This is a genomic window from Prevotella brunnea (assembly GCF_008016795.1).
Taxonomy (GTDB): domain Bacteria; phylum Bacteroidota; class Bacteroidia; order Bacteroidales; family Bacteroidaceae; genus Prevotella; species Prevotella brunnea.
On sequence record NZ_SDIK01000037.1, the window covers coordinates 1 to 21,701 of the forward strand.

The window sequence follows — 21,701 nt, forward strand, 5'->3', positions numbered from 1 at the left end:
GAACCGGCCAAATCAGAACAAGCACGCCATCAGGGAAGGCCGTCATCTTCCTCCTTGCAGCCGTGGCGAAAGAGGAAACAAAGACAACATATGAAAGGAAAATATATCAATTCAAAAACTGGAAAGAAAAGAATAAAATAACAGTGGAAGTACAGAGAAAGGAAAGATGAATTACACACTTTTAAGGACACTACCGCATTACCTGAATACGAATTGACGTCATGAAGAGAATGGTGCTATCCGGCATTGGAACAAAATACGTAAAGTCTCATGATTTGATTCAACCTTGCGTGGGGCACAAAATTATTTAGGACACAATAGGGAAAAGATAAAGATTTTCTCACTGCCATACAACACCGGGAAATCCTAATGACCGATTTGGATAAACAATGTTATGCCTGGGGTGCAAGCCCTTGTATATATTTGCACAAAATACCTATTCCCTTGGCATTCTCTCCCCCCTGCGGAATGATGAGATCGGCAAATCGCTTGGTTGGCTCGATGAATTGCTCGTGCATGGGCTTTAGGACTTTCAAGTAGCGATCCACCACCATGGAGACGGTTCTTCCCCGATCAATCGTATCGCGTTCAATATTTCTAATCAAGCGTTCATCGGAATCGCAATCAACAAAGATTTTCAAATCCATGACGTCACGTAATTTCTTGTTAATAAGGGTCATGATTCCTTCTATAATAATTACCGGCTTGGGTTCCACATGAATTGTTTTAGGTAAGCGGTTGCTCAAGAGGTAACTATAAGTTGGCTGTTCTATTGCAATTCCATTGCGCAAATCATTTACTTGCTTGATTAGTAATTTCCAATCAAATGCGTCGGGATGGTCGAAATTTATGGCTTTGCGCTCCGCATCCGTCATACCGGTCGTATCATTATAATAAGAATCAAGCGGTACGACTGCAACGAAATGAGGGGGTAGCGTTTCGACTATTTTCTTTACCACAGTAGTTTTTCCGGAACCGGTTCCTCCGGCTATGCCAATGATTGTTATTTTATCGTCCATCTAAGGTTTACATGTTTTTATTTCGCTAATTCCTTTTTGTTAAAAAGAGCGTGTTACTTCAAATCTATTTCCTCGAACATCTGTTGATAATACTCAGCTTTCTTTTCCACTTTCATCGGAAACGCCCTGCTACTGCTTGGCTGTCGGTAAAGACGAATATTACGCCCCGAGAATTCAAAGCCGACATATTCTCCCATCTTCAGGTGCCTTGTGTCAATATGGAAATGGGATGTTATAAGTCGAGAAGCCAATTGTCCGGCACCAACCACGGCTTTACAATTAGGCAGCGCGCGCAATATTCCATCTAAATCTGAAGTCTCAACAATTTCCAAATCTTTGTCAGAAGCTGTGCCTGTAGGTCTATGAATTTTCAGAGCCGTGTCGAAAATTGCCACGCCTTTCTCTTTCAAGAAAGGTTTGAGCAATCCCAATCTATAAGTCTTATTTCGTTCATCGACAAAGTGTAATTTGTCATGAAAGAATATATGCCCAAAGATACGCCACATGTCATTGCTAAAATTGGGATAATACCACTCTACGCACCACCATTTGGGAGGTGGAGGAAAAGTTCCCAGCAGCAATAACTTTGCATTGGAAGGCAGCCAAGGCTCGAAAGGATGAGTTTCAAGCTCCATCTATTTCTGTTCTTTCACAAAATAAGCCACAACGGGTAAATGGTCTGAGTATCCGTTTAGCCAAACTCCTCCTGCTGTTGTTCGTTTAATATTTCCCTTGTATTTCCCACTCTCTTGAAAGAGATAATCGCGATGGAAAATTTGGTTTTTCCAATATTTAAGTTCTGAAAAATCTTTTTTACCAGTCCGATTTATTAAGTTGGGAGTCATCACAATTTGATCAAAAAGATTCCATTTTCCTTGATACAGAAGAGTTCCCTTACCTTCTTTCACAAGAATATTATACCATGGATTGTACATATCTCCATCTCCAACTTCTTCAATTTCTCCTTTGGCGGAAAGGCATTCTTTCATACTCTTGTTGGTTGGGTCATCATTCATATCCCCCATCACAATAATTTTGCAAGAAGGATCCTCTCTCAATATCGAATCCTTTAGTGCTTTTACTTGTTTTCCACCCAATTCTCGATAGTAAGAACCTGCGCCTCTACTTGGCCAATGACAAACAATAACCGTTAATTTTTCGCCGGCCAAAGTACCGGTAATGGTTAAGAAACCACGTGTGGCATGATTACTATCGGCGGGTAGTTCGTAAACATACGGAACCAACTTTGAATCTTGGACCGAAAATAATTTAGGATTATAAAGCAGTGCACAATCAATGCCACGTTTGTCAGGTCCTTCTATATGGACATATTTATAACCTCGCTTTGCCAAGGCCGGCTGAGCTGTCAAGTCATCCATCACATTTGAATTTTCCACTTCGCTCAATCCAATGATTGCACATCCAACATCCGGGAGCACATCAGTGCCCATTTCCGATAATACTTTGGACATGTTCTTCAACTTGTTCTTATACTTCATCTCGTTCCAGCGATAAAGCCCATCGGGCAAAAAGTCATAATCGTTTTTGCCTTCATCGTGAATACAATCGAAGAGGTTTTCTTGATTATAAAAACCAATCGCATAAACTGAATACTTTTTTTGCGCAAATGTTATGTTGGAAAACAACAATGCACCTAAAAGAAAAAATAAATATTTTCTCATCTTTCAATATCTCAAAATTTACTATTACTACAGAATAATTGTTTATATGTAATCATCATTAGATTTTGCAAATATCGGTATTTAATTCCAAACTAAAGCATCTTTAATAGAATATTAATCAAAAAATACTTTCTTATTTAAAATTTATTTCGTTACTTTGCAACAAAGTATAAAATTATATTAATTATTTCAACTATGCAGAAAAAGCTGAAACTGGCTATACTCGCTGTTTGCAGTTCATCAATTGTATTTGCCCAAAATACAAATACAAAAGTGAATAAAGACAATGAGATGGCAAATACAATGGACGAATCAGCCTTTACATTTACTGAGGCACAGTTAGGAGAAGATAACGACAGAAGTGAAAACATCACAATTTTGAACTCCAATAGTAATGTCTATGCGTCTGAAGTGGGTTATCTATATTCGCCGATGCGCTTCCGTTACCGTGCACTTAATCAAAAGTATAACGATGTTTACATTAATGGTGCCCCTATGAATGACATGGAAACCGGACAATTTCGTTTCTCTTTGGTAGGTGGCTTGAATCAACAAACACGCAATGTGGATTTTGCGCTTCCGTTTGAAAACAACAACTTTTCCATGACAGGCTTGGCGGGTAGCAATAACTACGATTTTCGTGCGGGTTCAATGGCAGCCGGGCATCGTCTCACCCTATCCGCAGCCAACCGTAATTATTTGATGCGAGGTATGTACACCTATGGAAGTGGATTCAATAACAAAGGCTGGGCAATCGCTGCCAATATAACGTACCGCTGGGCTAATCGTGGGTATGTGGAAGGAACGTTCTATAACGCTCTCTCCTATTTCTTTGGTGTGCAAAAAAAATGGGACAACGGGCATTCGTTAAGTCTATCAACATGGGGCAATCCCACGGAACGAGCATCACAAGGCGCAAGTACCGATGAAGCATACTGGTTGGCAAACGATTACCAATATAATCCATATTGGGGATATCAAAATGGACATAAAAGAAATAGCCGCGTTGTTAATGACTTTGCTCCGGCAGGTATTCTTACTTGGGATTGGGACATTAATGATAAACTGAAATTGACTACCAGCTTCTTTGGAAAATACTCAATGTATAAGAGCACAAAACTGAATTACAACAATAGCGACAATCCCCAACCGGACTACTGGAAAAACCTTCCAAGCAGCTATTATGACGTGTGGAATGAAAACAACGCAAGGTACCGCACATCGCAAGCTTTCAATGATTGGAACTCGGCAGTAGAATGGTGGAGACACAAAGAGAATCGACAAATTCAATGGGATCGTCTTTATTATGCAAACCGACAAGCTGCACAAAATGGTCAGGACGCGCTATATTACCTACAAGCGAAACACAATGATAACACGACTTTAACTTTCTCTTCTTCGCTTACCAATAATTTTGGAAAAGATAAGGTCTTAAATGTCGGCATCATTCTCGGTCAAAACTTCGGGCATCATTACCAAACCATGGAAGATATGCTTGGCGCGAAGAGCTTCCACAACATCAATACTTATGCCATCGGTACTTATACCGCAACTGACCCCAGAGTTCAATATGACTTGAACACAATGGGTGCTCAAGGATTGGGAGCGTTGGTTTATGAAGGTGATAAATTCGGATATGATTATAACATCAATGTTCGTCGAGGAATTGTTTGGAGTAATTATGCACAGTCTATTGGAAACATCCACTACATTATTGCAGGTAAAATGGCTTATGATAATATGTATCGCAAAGGATATATGCGTAATGGAATGTTCGCTGACAACTCGTATGGAAAAAGCAAACATGCTGACTTCCTTTCCGGTGGCGGTAAATTTAGCGGAATATGGACAATCGACGGCAATAATACCTTGTCCTTGGGATTAGGCTATGAGCATCGCGCTCCGAAGGCAAGCACGGCTTTTGTTTCCCCCGAGATGAATAACAATTTTATTCAGAACTTGCGCAACGAAAGAATTTTCTCCAGCGAATTTAGCTATCAATATGCAAATAGATGGTTGCATGCTAATTTAAGTGCTTATTATAATCATCTCACTCATGTAACGGAATGGCAGAATTTTTATTTTGACGATGCTAATTCATTCACCTACGTGAGCATGACCGGTATAAAGAAGAATTATTATGGTGTTGAGCTTGGACTTGACTTCAAACTGACAAGTTTCTTAAACTTCAAGACCTTAGGCACATGGAGCGAAGCTAAAAATATCAACAATGCTGATGTTGTATATATGAACAGCACAAAGAACACTTACTACAAAGATATAGTATATAACAAAGGGATGCGCGAAAGCGGAACACCGCTATCAGCTTATAGTGGCATATTAAGCTTTCATCAAGGTGGATGGTTTATCGATATTTCCGGAAATTATTACGACCGCATTTATTTGTCCTACGCACCAAGTTTACGCTATCAAAGTACTTTGGAAACGATGGGTACACAATTCGGCGGAATTGATGCGAATGGAAACTATACTCCTTATGCACAAAGCAAAGGAAAGGGTGGCTTTATGCTCGATGCTTCTATAGGTAAAAGCATTTATTTGAAGCACGGAAGTCTCGCCATCAACTTGATGATAACAAACCTTTTGAACAATCAAGAACTGGTAAGTGGCGGATATGAACAAAGCAGGAGTAGCTACACAGTCAATAAGGCTACAGGTGAAGCTAACGCAAGAGCTTATAACTTCTATAAAAACCCCAAGAAATACTATGTAAATGGTATCAATGGTATGTTAAATTTGGCATATAAATTCTAAACGAAACAACTCACTCGATGATGAAAATAAAATTTTTATTAATGGTTGCAATCGGTGCGCTCTTCGCATCATGTATGGGAGACAGTTATGCGGAAACCGATGAAAAAGCTTCAATACCGTTTGGCAATAACGACATTCAAGAAACAAATGTTATCTCTATTGCGCAATTAAAAGAGAAGTTTTCCGATGTAATCCTAACTGATTATAGAGATGGAGTAAGCTACAAAAAAGTAGCAGACGACATACAAATAAAAGGAATAGTAACCAGTACCGACATCCAAGGAAATATATATAACGAGTTAGCCCTGCAAGACGAGTCGGGTGCCATCATTGTCTCGATAGCGCAAGGAGGGTTATATAGTTTCTTGCCGGTGGGTACTGAGATTATCATGAACCTAAAAGATTTATATGTGGGAAACTATGGCTTGCAAGCACAAATCGGTGTCCCTACAATGAATTCAAAAGGACTGTATTCCATCGGAAGAATGAGTAGAGCTACATGGGATAAACACTTTAGAATTTTATCAAACGGAAATAAAGTTGAACCGGAAGAATTCGCTGTAGGGAACACTCCAACAACTTGGAACTTAAACAAAGACGGAGGAAAATTAGGAATCATCCGCAACGTTAGTTTCAAGAGCAACAATTCTACGGTAGATTCCACCTTTGCAAATGCAGCTGGCGGTCCGGGTAGTGTCAGCTGGACACTCAACGAACAAGACAGCAGGAATATTATAGTCTATAATAGTAATTTTGCAGATTTTGCAAATGCGAAAATTCCAACCGGGAAAGTAGATATAACCGGAATAATAAAGAGGTTTAACAATCAGTGGGAAATCATTATACGAACATTGGACGATGTTCAACCCGCAAACACAGCGAGCACGGCATACTATTCATGTACGCTTGCAGAAGACCCTGCGGATTGGACTTACGAACAAGGAGAGCTTCCGGCAGAACTCAGCTATGTATGGAGATGGGCATCTCCTGCTTATGGGATGAAAGCTTCCGCATACGTAGGTGGTACCAACTACGAGACGCATGCACGTGCTATCACTCCGCAAATTGATCTCGCGACAGCAAAACACGCAACTCTCTCATTTGATCACGCGGCAAAATTCTTTTCTGATTTTGACAAAGAGCTGCAAGTACAAGTTTCAACTGATAAGACTAACTGGAAGACTCTCAAGATTGATGTTAAACCAACGGGTGATAATTGGGATTTTGTTAGCGCAAAAACAGATTTAACTCCCTATTGTGGAAAGAAAATCTATATCGCGTTTTTCTATAATAGTAGTTCAGTCGGTGCGGCAACGTGGGAAATTAAGAATTTAGTAGTAAAATAAATATCAACGATAATAAAAATACAATAATATGAAGAAGCTAATTTATTCAATTATGGTAATGGCAACAGCTTTCGCCTTTACAAGTTGCGAAGATGTACCAATGCCTTACGACATGACGTTTGAGGAAAATGGAGGCTCCACTGACACACCGCAAGCGGAAGCTAAAGGAACAGGAACAATGGAAGACCCATTCAACATCGCAGCGGCTCAAAATTTTATCACCGCAGGTAAAGACCTTGACAAGATTGTTTACGTTAAAGGTGTCATCAGTAATATAAAAGAAATAGATGACGCAACCTTTGGAAATGCTACTTATTATATTTCAGATGATGGCTCAATCACCAATCAGTTCTTGGTTTATCGCGGTTATGCGTTGGGGAATAAGAAGTTCACTTCAAAAGATCTAATCAAGAAAGGAGACAAAGTCGTAATTTGCGGAAAACTTATCAACTTTAACGGAACAAAGGAGTTTGCGCAAGGGAATTACATCTACTCTTTGAACGGAAAGACCAATGAACCAACACCGGCAACAGACCTTAACACGGAAGCAACTGCATTCACTGTTGCGCAAGCCATTCAAAAGATAAAAGACAATGATGGGAAAGCCTTAAATGGAGAGGCTTATGTGAAAGGTATCATTTCCGAAGTATTCATCTACAACGAAAAATACAAGAGCATCTCTTATTATATCTCTGACAATGGGACTGACAAAGTACTCCAAATTTATTCCGGGAAAGGGCTAAATGGTGCTGATTTCAAATCCATAGATGATTTGAAAGCTGGACAAACAGTTGTAGTAAAAGGCATTTTGAAAGCATTTACCAACAAAAATGGTGAAACCATCTATGAAATGGATAAAGAAAACAAGCTCATCTCTATTTCAGAAGGCGCGGCACCCAATGTCGGATTAGAGGCTACTTTTGCAGAGAATATGGGAGGCTTCACGATAGTAAATGTCAAACCTCTTCCAAGCGATCTTGAATTTGTTTGGTATCATGATGCGAAGTATAAGCAGATGAAGGCTACCGGGTTTAAAAAACCAAATAGCTATGAAACACAAAGTAGAATTGTTTCGCCTTCTTTCAGCTTGCAAGGCTTGACTAAGGCAACATTGTCATTCCAACATGCAGCTAATTTCTTCAAGGCAATGCCACTTACAGAGGGTTGTAAGGTGTTCGCTTCTACAGATGGCAAGAAATGGACAGCACTTAATATCAATGGTATGCCGTCCGGAACTAATTGGACTTTTGTGGATGCCACTTGCGACATGACTCCTTTTGCAGGAAAGACGCAAGTATTTATCGCCTTTGAATACAACAGTTCGGCGGAAGCTGCCGGCACTTGGGAAATAAAGAATGTTGTCGTAAAATAAAAAACTTGTCTAAACATTTGGCAGGGTGCGGAATTATTCGTAATTTTGCGCCTTGTTGAGTTGTCTGAAAGTGTTAAGCAAAGAACACAAGACAAGCCCTTGATAGAAAATATTTTATTATTAACAAACTATATTATTACAAAATGAAAAAAGGTATTCATCCAGAAAACTATCGCCCCGTCGTATTCAAGGATATGTCCAACGGCGATATGTTCCTTTCAAGATCTACTTGCAAATCAACAGATACAGTAGAATTTGAAGGTGAAACTTACCCAGTGGTAAAAATTGAAATCTCAAGTACCTCTCATCCATTCTATACCGGAAAGAGTAAACTTGTGGATACAGCCGGTCGCGTTGACCGCTTCATGAATCGTTATGGTAAGTTGAAGAAATAAGACCATATAACACCAGATGGTACAAAGTGCGGTCAAGCGTAGTTGCATATGCGCTTAACCGCACTTTATCATTTTAGAATGTTTCTCTGTTTGCAGGCAACAAGTTTTAAAATCATTCAGATACCAATAGCATCATGAAAAGAAGTAAATTATATAACTTGGCATTATTCTCCTATTTTATTTTCTTTACAACATTCTATTCATGTAGTGGAAGTAAATCACCAATCGATGGAGACGATGGGGTAATAGCGCAAAACAATTCCAATTCAAACTTAGAGAATAAAAACCTTTATACACATAGGTTGGAATTTCCGCGTGTAAAGGGAGATAACAACATAATTCTTGTTCATGAAGCCCAACTTGCTTATGACAACAAACAAAAGAAGACCCATTATGAATATGGAGTAAACTATAGCACGGAATGGGATATTCAGAAGAAATCACAACGATGGAGCTGCTACCAAATGTATGCAAATAACAGTATTCAAAATACCAACAGATACAAACCTAATACAAATATCGGAGAACTGCAATATCCACAAGACCCACTATTGGACGCGCATAACGCATTTTCATCAGATCCATATTGGCGTTCCGGATTTGATCATGGACATATTTGTCCGTCTGCCGACCGCCTATGTTCCAAAGAAGCCAATATTCAGACGTTTTATTTAACAAATATGCAACCCCAATGGAATAGTTTCAACGCTGGAATTTGGGAAAAAGCTGAAAGCTGGTTGAGAAGTAAGAATAACGATGGCTTTCGAGATACCCTTTATGTTGTCAAAGGTGGAACAATAGATCGTGAAAACCTGATTATGCAAAAATTAAATAACGGCCTCATTGTCCCAAAATATTTTTATATGGCTATTCTTGCCAAGAAAGGGAATTCATATATGGCGATTGGACTTTGGTTCGAACACAAAGCAAATGATGGCAATCTTACCGCGTCTTACGTTCGTAACATCGATGAATTAGAAGAGCTTACCGGAATAGACTTTTTCTGTAATCTTCCCGATGAAATTGAAAATCGAATAGAAAGTCTTCCACGTAAAAATGTCGCAAGAATATGGGGATTGAAATAAGGATAATTCATTATTTTTTAATGAAGATATAAATATATTATTGATGGATTTATTTTTGTCAAATACCAAATTATCAGGTTTTATGCGATTTTCCAAATAGCTTTTTGAGCCCCTTTATTATTTAACCGTTGCGAACACAAAAAATGAGATTAATATTGAGAATAATAAAGGTACGTACTGCTTTTTTTGTTGCGATAGTAAGTGCTGATAATCAATTACTTACAAATCGATTTTTAAAAGCTAAGCTTTCGCGTTCCAAAAGCTAAGCTTTTACATCCCAAAAGCTAAGCTTTTGGAAAGCAATCGCTTAGCTTTTGGAATTGTTCTCTGCTTGGAATGAAGTTGAGCATGAAATGGGGACATCGGCATTACGACAAGTAAGAAGAAAAAGTTAAGTAGGTGTTCAAAATTAAACGAAAATATTGTGGCAATTATTTTTGAACACCTACTTATCTGTAAGAATCGCAAGCATCGGGTGTAGGGTATGGAAAAGAAATCGGTTTACAGCATATTTCTAAGCTTGATGTATTTCTCAAACAACCAAGATTGTCCGTCCACTAATCCACTTACCACTTGCGACATGACAAACAAACTAAGAATGACCAATAAGACGAATAAGAAACTGAAACCAAAGAAAATCCACAAATCACCATCAGCATATTTATCTTGGAAACGCTTCAGGCGAGAAGTGGAATGATTAAAAAACATGGGTATCTTTTCGGTCACGTCCCGATGCCGGCTTATTGAATCGGTAGAATGATCGGCATCTCTCTCATCGCCTGTAGCCTGTGCGGAAGATGAGTGGGAGAGCACGGTTGTCGCAACCGGTATTTGTCTTTCTGTCGGGGCGACCTCATCTGCATCAATGATGGGGATGATTGAACGTGCTTTGGTTCGGAAAACTTCCGGCTCATTGAATTGACAAGTTACGACGTTACCGCAATACGGACAGCGATATTTTTGTTGCCCATATTTATCTGTTTCTGCCATGAACACTTCATTGCAGTTGTTACATTTAACACTATACTTCATCACAGTGCAAAATTAAATAAAAAGTTTGATTACAACGAATTGTTGAGAAAAAAGGAATGCGATAAAACGAAAATCAATCTTTTGTCTTGAAAATAGGGGGATATTTCCATTACGAATGAATTAATGACACAAAAGTTAGCAAATGTGCAAGAAAATACATACCTTTGTGCTCGCTAAAAATACACTTATGGACTGGTTAATAAATTTATTTACAAATCAGGAGAGTGTAGCTCATATCGTGCTACTCTATTCCTTGGTGATTGCTTTCGGCGTTTATTTGGGAAAAATCAAAATCGGAGGCATATCACTTGGCGTTACTTTTATTCTATTTGTAGGCATCCTTGCGGGGCACGTAGGTTTCACCGGCCCGGTATCCACCCTTACATTCCTTCAGGATTTCGGTTTAATCCTCTTTGTATTCATGATAGGTTTGCAAGTAGGACCGGGATTTTTTGAGAGTTTTGGTAAAGGAGGGTTGAAATTAAACATGCTGTCGTGTTTGGCCATAGGCTTGAACATCTTGGTGATGTTTGCTTGTTATTACATCTTTTTCGACACCAACAATCCATCCAATCTTCCCATGATGGTGGGTACGATGTATGGTGCCGTAACCAACACTCCCGGACTTGGAGCCGCCAAAGAGGCATTGTCGAGCGTATTCGCCAACGGGACGAACTTTGACATCGCGTCCGGTTATGCGTGTGCCTATCCATTGGGTGTGGTCGGTATCATTGGAGCTACCATCGCCGTGAGATATATATGTAAGGTGAACTTGGAAGAAGAAAATGAAAAACTTGAAAGTGAAGAAGCTGAAAACCCACACGCAAAGCCCCATCCCATGTATTTAAGGGTGGATAATGCCTATCTTGCCGGAAGAACTTTGGAAGAAATATCAAGTTTCCTGAAAGGTGAGATTGTATGTACACGTATCATGCACAATGGGCTTGTTTCGCTTCCCAAGCGCGATACCGTCTTTGAGGTGGGCGATGAGATATTGATAGTTTGCGCTGAGGCTGATGTTCCTGCCATTACTGCTTTCATTGGGCCACAAATTGATGCGAACTGGCATGAGGAAGATCAGAAGCAGCCAATGGTAAGCCGCAGAATTATCGTAACAAACAGTTCCATGAACGGTAAGACACTGGGCAAGATGCACTTTAGCTCTGTTTATGGTGTTAATGTTACGCGTATCAGCCGACAGGGAATGGATCTTTTTGCTTCAAGAAATCACCACTTCCACGTAGGAGATAAAATCATGGTAGTGGGTCCGGAGGAAAACGTTGAACGTGTTGCCGATATGATGGGTAACTCGCAGAAACGATTGAATGCTCCCAATATTGCCACCATCTTTGTGGGAATCGTGGTAGGTATATTATTCGGAAGCCTGCCATTGGCAGTCCCCGGAATGCCCGTTCCTTTGAAATTGGGTTTAGCCGGCGGACCTCTGATTATCGCTATTCTCTTGGGAAGATTTGGTTATAGAATGCACTTGGTAACCTATACCACGACATCAGCAAACATGATGCTCCGTGAATTCGGTCTTGCGCTTTTCCTTGCATCGGTTGGTATAAAGGCCGGCAATGGCTTCTGGGAAACGGTTGTTCAGGGAGACGGACTGAAATATGTTTACACCGGATTTCTGATTACCATTATCCCGATACTCATTATCGGATCCATTGCGCGCTTAAAATACAAGTTCAACTACTTTACTATCATGGGTATGTTGGCGGGAACATACACCGACCCTCCCGCACTTGCCTATGCCAACTCTGTATGTAACGGTGAAGCACCGGCAATCGGCTATTCCACCGTTTATCCCTTAAGCATGTTCTTGAGAATCCTCGCGGCGCAACTCATCATCTTGTTCTGCTGCGGATAAGTGCAATAAACATCTAAAGATGCAAATTCCCCATAAGCATTCATGAATGGCTTTATGGGGAATTTATTTTTTTTTGCGGACAGCAATAATACCCAATCGACCAAAGGGGATTAGATAGAACGGCAAGAGTCGATTAGATAGAACGGCAAGAGTCGATTAGATAGAACGGCAGTAGTCGATTAGATAGAACGGCAAGAGTCGATTAGATAGAACGGCAAAAGTCGATTAAGTAGAACGGCAAGAGTCGATTAAGTAGAACGACAAGAGTCGATTAAGTAGAGCGGCAATAATTTTTTTATTGAGGAGAATGCAGATAATAGTAAGTGTAACTTCCTTTCTGGGCTTGGCTCTTGTTGGCTCCATGAAGATAAATATCTTTCGCTTCTTGGTAATATCGAGGCAGGAGGCTGTCTGTGGGATAATAGAGCGATAGATATTTTACAAAGTTTCGCAAGTCCTTGTCCAAGAGGAAACCGGCTAAATGATAGTTGGCAGACCTCCGTGTAGTCTTGTTTATTACGCTGTCAGGTTGCATAAGCGAGTGTATCCGCCCGGGTTGCAGCACCTTTGAACCACCCATCAGCGGATATTCAAACAAACTATCCGCAAGAGTTCCCAGACGTGCATTGGAATATAAAATAAGCATGGTACTGACAGAATCTGCCGTTTCCATTCTTTTGGCAGCCTGCAATGCGGCTGTGAAGTTCCCCTCGTTGATTAATGCTTCTATCTTCGCACGATCATGGAAGCCCTTATCGTGGTTGCTCATGATGCAAACTAATAGGAACAGCAAGGTCAGGACTCCTAAGTTCATCCACAATTGGCGCAAGAAAAGATAGTTAGATGAATATTGAGATTCACGTTTGCTTATGAAGATGATCAACGGAATAAATAATATCAATAGAACAATAAATACCCATAATGGTGTGTTTGGTAGAAAAAGAGTTGTGGCACGAGAATCTATGTCAGTGATTAAGGCAAGCAATAGGGCAGAAGGAAAATAAGCCAAAGCCGACAACTTCTTCAGACTGAACAGCAACCTTACTCCCATTGCCAAGAAAAGGAGAGCAAGTGTAATCAATACGGCTCCCAACCATGGCGAATAGGAGGTTTGTCCGCCTGAAACAATGTGCTGGGTAATTCGCATGACATCACCTTGATAAAAGAAAAGGTAACAAAAGCTGAAGACGCAGAAGATTGTTCCACCGATGATACGTAAAAGCCTGTTATTCATGCTAATTGGAATATTAAACCATTCTCCGAAGTACTACTGCACTGCGTGCCGGTATGTAAAGCTTCAACCAACCTTTGTGTTGATGAGCATACAGAGAATCCGCGTTGGTAATATGCTTCATGCTATCATCGGCAAAGCCAAATCCGCCATACAATGTGCTATCTGTATTGAGAACAACCTGATATGTTCCCTCAGTCACCAAAAAACCATAATCGGGATAAGAATGGGAAGGGGAGAAGTTGAAAACAAATAGTAAATCGCCTCTGCAATAAGCCAATATCTGATCGGTGTCATCGTGCCATATTTCCTTTACCGGTGTTTCATTAAATTTTTCCCGGCTCTTGATAACTCGAAGCATATCTTTGTCGAAATCCCCTAAATAATGATAGCACAATTCTTTATTGTCCACCAAATTCCACTGTCTCCGAGCATATTTGTGGCTCCAATCGTTCCCCTCTCGGGGGAAATCAATCCATTCCGGATGCCCAAATTCATTGCCCATGAAGTTAAGGTAACCGCCGTTCATCGTTGAAGCAGTGGCAAGTCGTATCATCTTATGCAATGCAATGCCACGTCGAACGATATCGGTTTCGTCTCCTTTCTTGAAATGCCAATACATATCGGCATCTATCAAACGGAAAATAATTGTTTTATCGCCCACCAATGCTTGATCATGCGATTCGCAATAAGCTATCGTTTTCTCATCCGAACGTCGATTTGTGATTTCCCAAAATATGGAAGAGGGCTTCCACTTATCGTCAGGTAGTTCCTTAATGGTCTTTATCCAATAATCGGGAATATTCATTGCCATACGATAATCGAAGCCAAAGCCACCATCAGCATACCGTACAGACAATCCGGGCATACCCGAAACCTCTTCGGCGATGGTTATGGCTCTTGTATTCACTTCATGAATGAGAAGATTTGCCAACGTCAGATAACAGATGGCATTGTCGTCTTGATGACCATTGAAATAGTCTGCATACCCGGTAAAGGTCTCTCCCAATCCGTGGCTGTAATAAAGCATTGAAGTTACGCCATCGAAGCGAAAGCCATCGAAATGATATTCCTCCAGCCAATATTTACAATTGGATAGCAAGAAGTGTAACACATTGTCCTTGCCGTAATCAAAGCACAGCGAATCCCAAGCCGGATGCTCGCGTCGGTCGCCCGGATAAAAATATTGGTTCGGATCTCCGGCAAGATTGGCAAGACCTTCCACCTCGTTCTTCACTGCGTGAGAATGGACAATATCCATTATCACGGCAATACCCAAGGAGTGAGCCTTATCTATCAAGGACTTCAGTTCTTCAGGAGTTCCAAATCGGGAACTGGCGGCGAAGAAAGAACTCACATGATAACCAAAACTTCCATAATAGGGATGTTCTTGTATTGCCATGATTTGAATGGCATTATAGCCGGCTTTTGCTATCCGGGGCAATACATTGCTTTTAAACTCTGTATAGGTTCCCACTTTCTCGGCGTCTTGCGACATTCCGATATGACATTCGTAGATGAGCAAAGGTGATGTTTCCGGTCGGAACTTCTTGTTCTTCCAAATGTATGGAGTGGCAGGACACCACACCTGCGCCGAGAAAATCTTTGTTCTGTTGTCTTGCACCACTCTTTGAGTCCATGCCGGAATTCTTTCTCCCTCTCCTCCGTTCCACCGCACATACATCTTATACAAATTGCCGTGAGACATCTTTTCGGGGGCAAGTTTAAGTTCCCAATTCTGCGTACCTTCAATTTTTTTACAGCGGTATTCCTCATTGATTTTCCAATCATTAAAGTCGCCAATGAGAAAAATGTCGGTGGCATTGGGAGCCCACTCCCTAAATACCCACCCATCAATGGTTTGGTGTAAGCCAAAATAATTATAACCGTTTGCGAAATCAGAGAGCGATAGTTTCCCATTTTCTGTAATGCGATTCAGCATCCAAGAAACGTGGTCGTGTCTTCCTTTAATTGCTTCATTGAAAGGTTGCAGATAAGGATCATTCTGTACAATCCCCATTAAACCTTTGTTATTCTCTTGTCGAGCTTTCTGAAAATTTTTATTCTGTGCTGATATGTTCTTGACTTTTTTCATTCGCATGGGAAATAATATGTTAGTGGAACATTTGCGTTAATTATTGTGTCTGTAACCGTTCTCATAATAGCCTTCAGCGGTTATCCTGCCATTTCTGTCTCGCTCGATAAATTTACCGTCTCGTTTGTCATCTTTATAGAAGCCCTCGAAGCGTTTACCCTCTGCGTTTATCTCAATGGCACTGCCAATGCGTTTCCCATCTCTATAGGTTCCTTTAAATTTACTGCCATCCGAGAAATGTATAATAACCAACCCATCCACTTTTCCATTGCGAAACTGTCCCTCTATCACATCTTTGTTTTTCTTTGTCAATGTGCCTTGTCCATTTTGCAAATCATTGGCCCAGTTTCCTGTATATACATCTCCATTTCTCCAAGACATGGTACCCTGTCCCGACCTATAACCTTTTAGGAAGTGCCCGGCATAATAATCTCCGTTCTTATATTTTATGATACCTTCTCCGGTGCGTTCTCCATCCAAGTAATCTCCCTCATAACGGTCTCCATTGTTGAACTTATAAATCCCCGTACCGTTTTGCAGGTCGTTTTTCCAATTTCCATTGTATTCATCACCATCAGCATAAAGGTAAATGCCTTTACCCTCCTTCACGTTATTTATCCAATCCCCCGTGAACGTAGAGCCATCAGGCCAAAAGAATTTCCCATGTCCGCTTTTAACATCATTCTTCCATTGTCCGTCATAATACGCTCCATTGGCAAAGGTGTACCTGCCCATCCCATCGCGCTTGTCAAACGTCCAATCACCATCATAGACATCACCGTTGTAATAGTACATCTTTCCCCGACCATGCTGATAATCCTTGTACCACAATCCGTCATATTTATTGCCGTTCTTAAAAGTAAAAACGCCCTGACCATGTTGTTGGTCTTGAAACCACTGCCCGGAATACTTCTCTCCGTCAGAGAAAGTATAGGTGCCGGTTCCGTGTCGTTTTCCTCTTTGGTATTCTCCCTCGTAAACATCTCCATTTCTATAGACGGTTTTCCCCTTACCATTGGGCTTTCCTCTAAATAGCTGACCATGATATTTCCCCCCATCTTTCAATTCCACGGAGCCAATCACTATATCTTGAGCCATGGAAGCAAAAGGCAGGAGCGAAAATAAAACAATTATATATAGATTCTTCACGTTCTTATGAAATTAAAAATAATGCTACACTTGCAAAGATACGTTTTTCCAACCGCACACACAAACTATATAACTTTTTTTTACTAAACCTAAAACAAAGGGCAATTATTGTTACATTTCCCATAAAAACCGCTATCAATAAAAAATATTTTGTATTTTTGTTTGCTAAATGAATAAAGGGTTTTCACAAAACATGCAGCTCAAGCGGGTTACGTTCATGCTGATAGTGATTCTCTTCGCGGTACAGACGGCGGGAGCGAGGGATTACGATCGACAGTTGTTGCGCCGGGTGATGAATTATGCCGAACCTTATCTTAGCGATTTCCCTGACTCTCTTGTGAGCAATACCTACTTGAAGGGGCATATAAAAATACTACGTCGAAACTTTACGCTCGCCGCCATACCCACTATGTTTTATCTGTTGCGAGATGGGAAAAGAGAATTCTTCTTTGAAAGTTACAGCAAACAGATATTTCATGACAGGAAAAACGTAAAAACTATTCAAAACATCTTGATAAGCACAATTTATCACAGACACAAGACACTCAACAATGTTGTGGAATATTTGAGTCCGCAACTTTATCAGACCCAGCTTTTCAAGAATGGAATCCTCTCTCCCGTCAGAAACTCCAACCGGAAATATTACCGCTACAAGACAGAAATGATAAATGACAGTCTTGCCATCATTACTTTTAAGAGCAAACTTCAGAACACGCAATTGCTGAGAAACGGATTGCTGAATGTGAACCGCATAACGGGTCGGATCATCAGTTTTCAATTTGAGGGAGAATACGACATGGTGCGTTTCTCCGTTTCAGGAAAGATGGGAGAAAAGGGCATCCAAACCTTATATCCATCGAACTGCCACATCTTCTCATCCATCAAGAGTTTCGGCAATCACCTACATGCCACCTTCGATGCATACTACAATTTGCCGGTTACCTTGCCGGATACAATACAAAACTCGGAAGACAGAGAGTTGATGAACAGCTTGCGTCCCATAAAACTGAATATGACGGAACTTGCCACAATGGCAGAATACGATTCTATTAATAGCAAAAGTAAGAATACTCTTGCGAAAACAAAGAAAAAGAGAAAAGGGATAAAATATTTCTTATGGAACATCCTTGGCGAGAACATGCTCCATAAAATTCATGTAAGTACGGTGGACAAAAGAGGAAAGATTAGAATTAATCCACTTTTGAATCCCTTGTATTTGGGATATAATCACAGAAAGGGCTTGACCTATAAATTCGACCTCAGGGGTGGTTATGACCTGACGAACAACAGCAATTTCTCCGGTCGCGTAAAATTGGGATATGCCTTTAGGGAAAGCAAACTGTTCTATACATTCACCTCAAGATACAATTTCAATAAACGAAGAAATGGTTATGTGGAACTTGAGTTTTCCAATGGCAACAGGATAGTGGATTCGAGAGTGTTAGATGAAGTGAAACAGGTGGATAACATCGATTCCATCAATTGGGATGCCATGAACCTTGACTATTTCAAGGACTTAAAATCAAAGGTGGCATTCAACTACGATATCATAAACAAACGTTTGGGAATGAAGTCGGGGTTTATTATCCATCGACGCTCGGCAGTTGATAAAGAAGGATTTAAACGAGCCGGAAGAACTTCAAACTACAAATCGTTCGCACCATTCATTTCCGTTTCATGGTATCCGCTGACCAACGATTATCCCCTTGTCTTTACTTCTCAATACGAACACGCCATGAAAATATTTGGAGGCAACTTTCGTTACGACAAAATGGAGTTCGACGGCCAATATATTCATCACCTCCCCTGCCTGCGCTCCTTATCGCTACGTGGAGGATTGGGCTTCTATCTTGATAAACGCGGAGAAACACAATTCCTCGACTATTCCAATTTTAAAGAAAATTACATTCCTCACGGATGGTATGACGATTGGTCGGGAGAGTTCGAATTGTTGAATCCTAACTGGTACAACGCTTCCGACTTTTACATGCGCTTCAACTTAACCTACGAAAGTCCATTGCTTCTACTCACGTGGATGCCCTACTTCGGTAGAATCATTGAAAAAGAACGTCTGTATGCCAGTAGTTTGGGCATACAAAAGCTATCGCCTTACACAGAAATAGGCTATGGTTTTACCACTCGCGTATTTTCGATGGGAATTTTTACGGGCTTCTCTCCAAAACATTTCGAAGGCTTCGGCATAAAACTTGGTTTGGAACTCTTCGAAAATTGGTAGAAAGTGGTTCTTCACCCCCTGAATAATGACTAAATGATATATGTTGATAACCACACTCTCTATGCACAAACGACTTAACAAAAACCAAGCATACTCTATATTTAACCAAGTCATTGAAAACGCGAAAATCCTTCTCATCTTATATGAGAAAAGTTCAATAACGTCCTAAATTTTCTTCATTCATCTATCCAAAACTTAGCTTTTGCTCCGTAAAAGGTAAGCTTTTGCAATGCAAAAGGTCATGAATTGGAGTGCAAAAGCTAAGCTTTTAAATCGCGATTAATATCATCTTGATTATCAATAGTTTACGAAGCGTATCTCTATCTCTGTTTTTGTAATATAATTTCGTGGTGATGGTCGGGTCGAATGTTCACTATCAAGCGTTTGTTTGCCATCACCTGAATACGAATGACGACATGAGAAGATTGGTGCTATCCGACATTGGAACAATACACACTAAGTCTCATGATTTGATGCAACCTTGCATGGGGCTTCCACAAAATCATTCAGGACACCATTGGAAAAGATAAAGGATTTCTCACAGCCATACAATGCCGGGAAATCCTAATGATCGATTTGGGTTTAATCGGGGTAATACTTAATATCACCTACCTACAATAAAAAAGAGGAAACGCTTCCTGCATTTCCTCTTATGAAGTGTCTGTTCACAGACTAAACTAACTGTCAGCGAACTTATGTCTTATTCTTTTTTTATGCGGCAATGTTCGGCTCTTCAAGTCCGAGATGTTTCTTCTTATCCACAATCTTAAGTATCAGTCCGATGAACAAGGCTACGACACCCAAGCCTGCCAGCATCAGCAACGGATAGGTATAATCGTATTTCGTTGGGTCTTTGATACCTACATTCGTCGCGTCAAGCACCTTGCCAATAATCATTGGGAAGAGCCATAGTCCGATGTTCTGTATCCAAAAAATCAGGGCATAAGCAGAACCGATGATTTTTGCATCGACCAGTTTGGGGACACTTGGCCACAAGGATGCGGGCACTAACGAGAAGGATGCTCCCAATACAAGGATAGTGAGATAAGCCACTACGACTCCACCTACCTGACTTGACTTGAATATTGGAAGTACAAAAGCAAAGGTGAGGTGGCAGGCGATCAAAAGGATGGAACCCAAGATGAGCATGGAAGCTGCCTTGCCCTTATGGTCAACGTAGTTGCCAAGGATTGGAGTGATGCCTACTGCCAAGAGTGGGAATACGGCAAAGATGGATTCGGCGGACTGGCGCATATATCCCATGTAGCAATAAGCTATGAGGGATATCACGGAGATGACCATCAGCGTGTACTTTAAGCTCTTCTTCTTCATGAAGTTGAAGCCGAAAGCTGTTCCGGCTACTATCAGCATGATGAAATATTGAGTGAAAGTAACACTGGGAGAAGCCCAAAACGAGTCAGCAGGAATGTCTTTGAACGTAAGATTGCACTGAAGCATGTTTACCGCGTATTTCTGGAATGGGAAAATAGCGGAATAATAGAGCACGCAGAGTAAGGCTACCAACCAGAAACCCATACTGGTGAGAATTTGTCCGAGGTCGCTGATCTTGAATGGGTCATCCTTCTCTTCCGCTTCACCGGTCTGAGAATCGAGCTTCTTATCCATGAAGAAGTAAACCACAAACATCATCAGGGCAATGCAGATGAGCACCACGCCAAATGCTACTGAGCGCGATACGTCGATGTGTCCACCAAACTTGGCAAAGAAAGGCGAGAAAATCATGCAAGTGGCAACTCCCAAACGTGCAAAAGCCATTTCGGAACCCATTGCCAATGCCATTTCGCGTCCTTTGAACCATTTTACGATACCACGCGAAACCATGATACCTGCCATCTCGGTTCCACAACCGAAAATCATGAAACCAATGGCAGCCACTTTAGCAGATGCAGGCATTCCGGCGTAGAATGGTGATACACCCATTTCATCGAAGCCCGGGATGTAGTTGAGATTTTCCGTGAACCAGTTTGCTATTCCGGAACCGATGAATGTCTCGCTAATGGCATAATACTTGATTAAAGCTCCGGTAAGCATCACGCATCCGGACAACACGGCGGTGAAGCGAACTCCCATTTTATCAAGGATGATACCGGCAAAAATGAGGAAGAAAATCCATACGTTGAGGAAGGTTTCGGAACCCTGCATGGTGCCAAATGCCGTAGAATCCCATCCTCTCTGTTCGAGCATCAGGTCTTTGATGGGGGAGAGAATGTCAACGAAGATGTAGGCGCAAAACATAGCGAAGGAAAGGAGCAGAAGAGCTGTCCAACGCATTGCTGCCGAATCTCTTAATGTTTTGATTTGTTCAGTCATAATGAAGTTAGGTAAATTAAATGTTTTCAAATTTTTGATGATAAGCATTGAGGCTGAAGCCTCAATGCTTATCT

15 protein-coding genes are annotated in these 21,701 nt (G+C 40.8%); 7 read left to right on the top strand and 8 right to left on the bottom strand.

Features of this window, described 5'->3' with window-relative positions; translation table 11 throughout:
• Nucleotides 1-392 precede the first annotated feature (392 nt).
• The 3 genes from udk to ETF27_RS05590 are packed head-to-tail and all read right to left on the bottom strand — an operon-like array spanning nucleotide 393 to nucleotide 2,701.
• Complete coding sequence (udk, locus tag ETF27_RS05580) at nucleotides 393-1,019, bottom strand: uridine kinase (protein ID WP_130828587.1); 627 nt, start codon at nucleotides 1,017-1,019, stop codon at nucleotides 393-395.
• A 53-nt stretch (nucleotides 1,020-1,072) separates the two neighbouring features.
• Complete coding sequence (locus ETF27_RS05585) at nucleotides 1,073-1,654, bottom strand: uracil-DNA glycosylase family protein (RefSeq protein WP_130828588.1); 582 nt, start codon at nucleotides 1,652-1,654, stop codon at nucleotides 1,073-1,075.
• On the bottom strand, nucleotides 1,655-2,701 hold the full coding sequence (locus ETF27_RS05590) for an endonuclease/exonuclease/phosphatase family protein (RefSeq protein WP_130828589.1): 1,047 nt from the start codon (nucleotides 2,699-2,701) through the stop codon (nucleotides 1,655-1,657).
• Nucleotides 2,702-2,896: 195 nt separating this feature from the next.
• Here ETF27_RS05590 and ETF27_RS05595 point away from each other — a divergent pair, with 195 nt between their 5' ends.
• The 5 genes from ETF27_RS05595 (at nucleotide 2,897) to ETF27_RS05615 (ending at nucleotide 9,674) form a co-directional block, all read left to right on the top strand.
• On the top strand, nucleotides 2,897-5,476 hold the full coding sequence (locus ETF27_RS05595; protein ID WP_130828590.1) for a TonB-dependent receptor: 2,580 nt from the start codon (nucleotides 2,897-2,899) through the stop codon (nucleotides 5,474-5,476).
• Between the two features lie 17 nt (nucleotides 5,477-5,493).
• Nucleotides 5,494-6,822, top strand: coding sequence for a DUF5689 domain-containing protein (locus ETF27_RS05600; RefSeq protein WP_147785572.1), 1,329 nt, complete (start codon nucleotides 5,494-5,496; stop codon nucleotides 6,820-6,822).
• Between the two features lie 28 nt (nucleotides 6,823-6,850).
• Entirely contained in the window at nucleotides 6,851-8,194 is a 1,344-nt protein-coding gene (locus tag ETF27_RS05605; protein ID WP_147785573.1) for a choice-of-anchor J domain-containing protein, read from the top strand.
• 143 nt (nucleotides 8,195-8,337) lie between these two features.
• Entirely contained in the window at nucleotides 8,338-8,589 is a 252-nt protein-coding gene (locus tag ETF27_RS05610; RefSeq protein ID WP_130828593.1) for a type B 50S ribosomal protein L31, read from the top strand.
• A gap of 134 nt (nucleotides 8,590-8,723) precedes the next feature.
• Nucleotides 8,724-9,674 (top strand): DNA/RNA non-specific endonuclease, encoded by a 951-nt coding sequence (locus ETF27_RS05615; protein WP_130828594.1) that lies wholly within the window; start codon nucleotides 8,724-8,726, stop codon nucleotides 9,672-9,674.
• 501 nt (nucleotides 9,675-10,175) lie between these two features.
• On the opposite strand, the gene ETF27_RS05620 is transcribed toward ETF27_RS05615, so the two are convergent.
• Entirely contained in the window at nucleotides 10,176-10,664 is a 489-nt protein-coding gene (locus tag ETF27_RS05620; protein ID WP_130828595.1) for a hypothetical protein, read from the bottom strand.
• Between the two features lie 229 nt (nucleotides 10,665-10,893).
• Between ETF27_RS05620 and ETF27_RS05625 the strand changes: the two genes are divergently transcribed.
• A complete protein-coding gene (locus ETF27_RS05625) occupies nucleotides 10,894-12,585 on the top strand; it encodes a putative transporter (RefSeq protein ID WP_130828596.1) in 1,692 nt (563 codons plus the stop codon).
• Nucleotides 12,586-12,880: 295 nt separating this feature from the next.
• On the opposite strand, the gene ETF27_RS05630 is transcribed toward ETF27_RS05625, so the two are convergent.
• The 3 genes from ETF27_RS05630 to ETF27_RS05640 all read right to left on the bottom strand — a co-directional run bounded on the left by ETF27_RS05630 (nucleotide 12,881) and on the right by ETF27_RS05640 (nucleotide 17,060).
• Complete coding sequence (locus ETF27_RS05630; RefSeq protein WP_130828597.1) at nucleotides 12,881-13,819, bottom strand: hypothetical protein; 939 nt, start codon at nucleotides 13,817-13,819, stop codon at nucleotides 12,881-12,883.
• Nucleotides 13,820-13,832: 13 nt separating this feature from the next.
• The gene (locus tag ETF27_RS05635) at nucleotides 13,833-15,836 is read right to left on the bottom strand and encodes an alpha amylase C-terminal domain-containing protein (protein ID WP_240048134.1); all 2,004 of its coding nucleotides are present in this window, start codon (nucleotides 15,834-15,836) and stop codon (nucleotides 13,833-13,835) included.
• Between the two features lie 111 nt (nucleotides 15,837-15,947).
• Nucleotides 15,948-17,060 carry a phosphatidylinositol-4-phosphate 5-kinase gene (locus ETF27_RS05640; protein ID WP_130828598.1) on the bottom strand — a complete coding sequence of 371 codons (1,113 nt, stop codon included), beginning with the start codon at nucleotides 17,058-17,060 and terminating at the stop codon, nucleotides 15,948-15,950.
• A gap of 193 nt (nucleotides 17,061-17,253) precedes the next feature.
• On the opposite strand from ETF27_RS05640, the gene ETF27_RS05645 reads away from it, so the two are divergent.
• Complete coding sequence (locus ETF27_RS05645) at nucleotides 17,254-19,296, top strand: DUF5686 family protein (RefSeq protein ID WP_240048135.1); 2,043 nt, start codon at nucleotides 17,254-17,256, stop codon at nucleotides 19,294-19,296.
• Nucleotides 19,297-20,007: 711 nt separating this feature from the next.
• Here the strand turns inward: ETF27_RS05645 and ETF27_RS05650 are convergent.
• Nucleotides 20,008-21,627, bottom strand: coding sequence for an MFS transporter (locus ETF27_RS05650; protein ID WP_130828601.1), 1,620 nt, complete (start codon nucleotides 21,625-21,627; stop codon nucleotides 20,008-20,010).
• Between the last annotated feature and the right edge of the window lie 74 nt (nucleotides 21,628-21,701).

Excerpts from the sequence above, each read along its gene's own strand:
- udk (WP_130828587.1), bottom strand. The coding sequence starts at position 1,019 with ATGGACGATAAAATAACAATCATTGGCATAGCCGGAGGAACCGGTTCC.
- ETF27_RS05585 (WP_130828588.1), bottom strand. The coding sequence starts at position 1,654 with ATGGAGCTTGAAACTCATCCTTTCGAGCCTTGGCTGCCTTCCAATGCA.
- ETF27_RS05590 (WP_130828589.1), bottom strand. The coding sequence starts at position 2,701 with ATGAGAAAATATTTATTTTTTCTTTTAGGTGCATTGTTGTTTTCCAAC.
- ETF27_RS05595 (WP_130828590.1), top strand. The coding sequence starts at position 2,897 with ATGCAGAAAAAGCTGAAACTGGCTATACTCGCTGTTTGCAGTTCATCA.
- ETF27_RS05600 (WP_147785572.1), top strand. The coding sequence starts at position 5,494 with ATGATGAAAATAAAATTTTTATTAATGGTTGCAATCGGTGCGCTCTTC.
- ETF27_RS05605 (WP_147785573.1), top strand. The coding sequence starts at position 6,851 with ATGAAGAAGCTAATTTATTCAATTATGGTAATGGCAACAGCTTTCGCC.
- ETF27_RS05610 (WP_130828593.1), top strand. The coding sequence starts at position 8,338 with ATGAAAAAAGGTATTCATCCAGAAAACTATCGCCCCGTCGTATTCAAG.
- ETF27_RS05615 (WP_130828594.1), top strand. The coding sequence starts at position 8,724 with ATGAAAAGAAGTAAATTATATAACTTGGCATTATTCTCCTATTTTATT.
- ETF27_RS05620 (WP_130828595.1), bottom strand. The coding sequence starts at position 10,664 with ATGGCAGAAACAGATAAATATGGGCAACAAAAATATCGCTGTCCGTAT.
- ETF27_RS05625 (WP_130828596.1), top strand. The coding sequence starts at position 10,894 with ATGGACTGGTTAATAAATTTATTTACAAATCAGGAGAGTGTAGCTCAT.
- ETF27_RS05630 (WP_130828597.1), bottom strand. The coding sequence starts at position 13,819 with ATGAATAACAGGCTTTTACGTATCATCGGTGGAACAATCTTCTGCGTC.
- ETF27_RS05635 (WP_240048134.1), bottom strand. The coding sequence starts at position 15,836 with ATGGGGATTGTACAGAATGATCCTTATCTGCAACCTTTCAATGAAGCA.
- ETF27_RS05645 (WP_240048135.1), top strand. The coding sequence starts at position 17,254 with ATGCAGCTCAAGCGGGTTACGTTCATGCTGATAGTGATTCTCTTCGCG.
- ETF27_RS05650 (WP_130828601.1), bottom strand. The coding sequence starts at position 21,627 with ATGACTGAACAAATCAAAACATTAAGAGATTCGGCAGCAATGCGTTGG.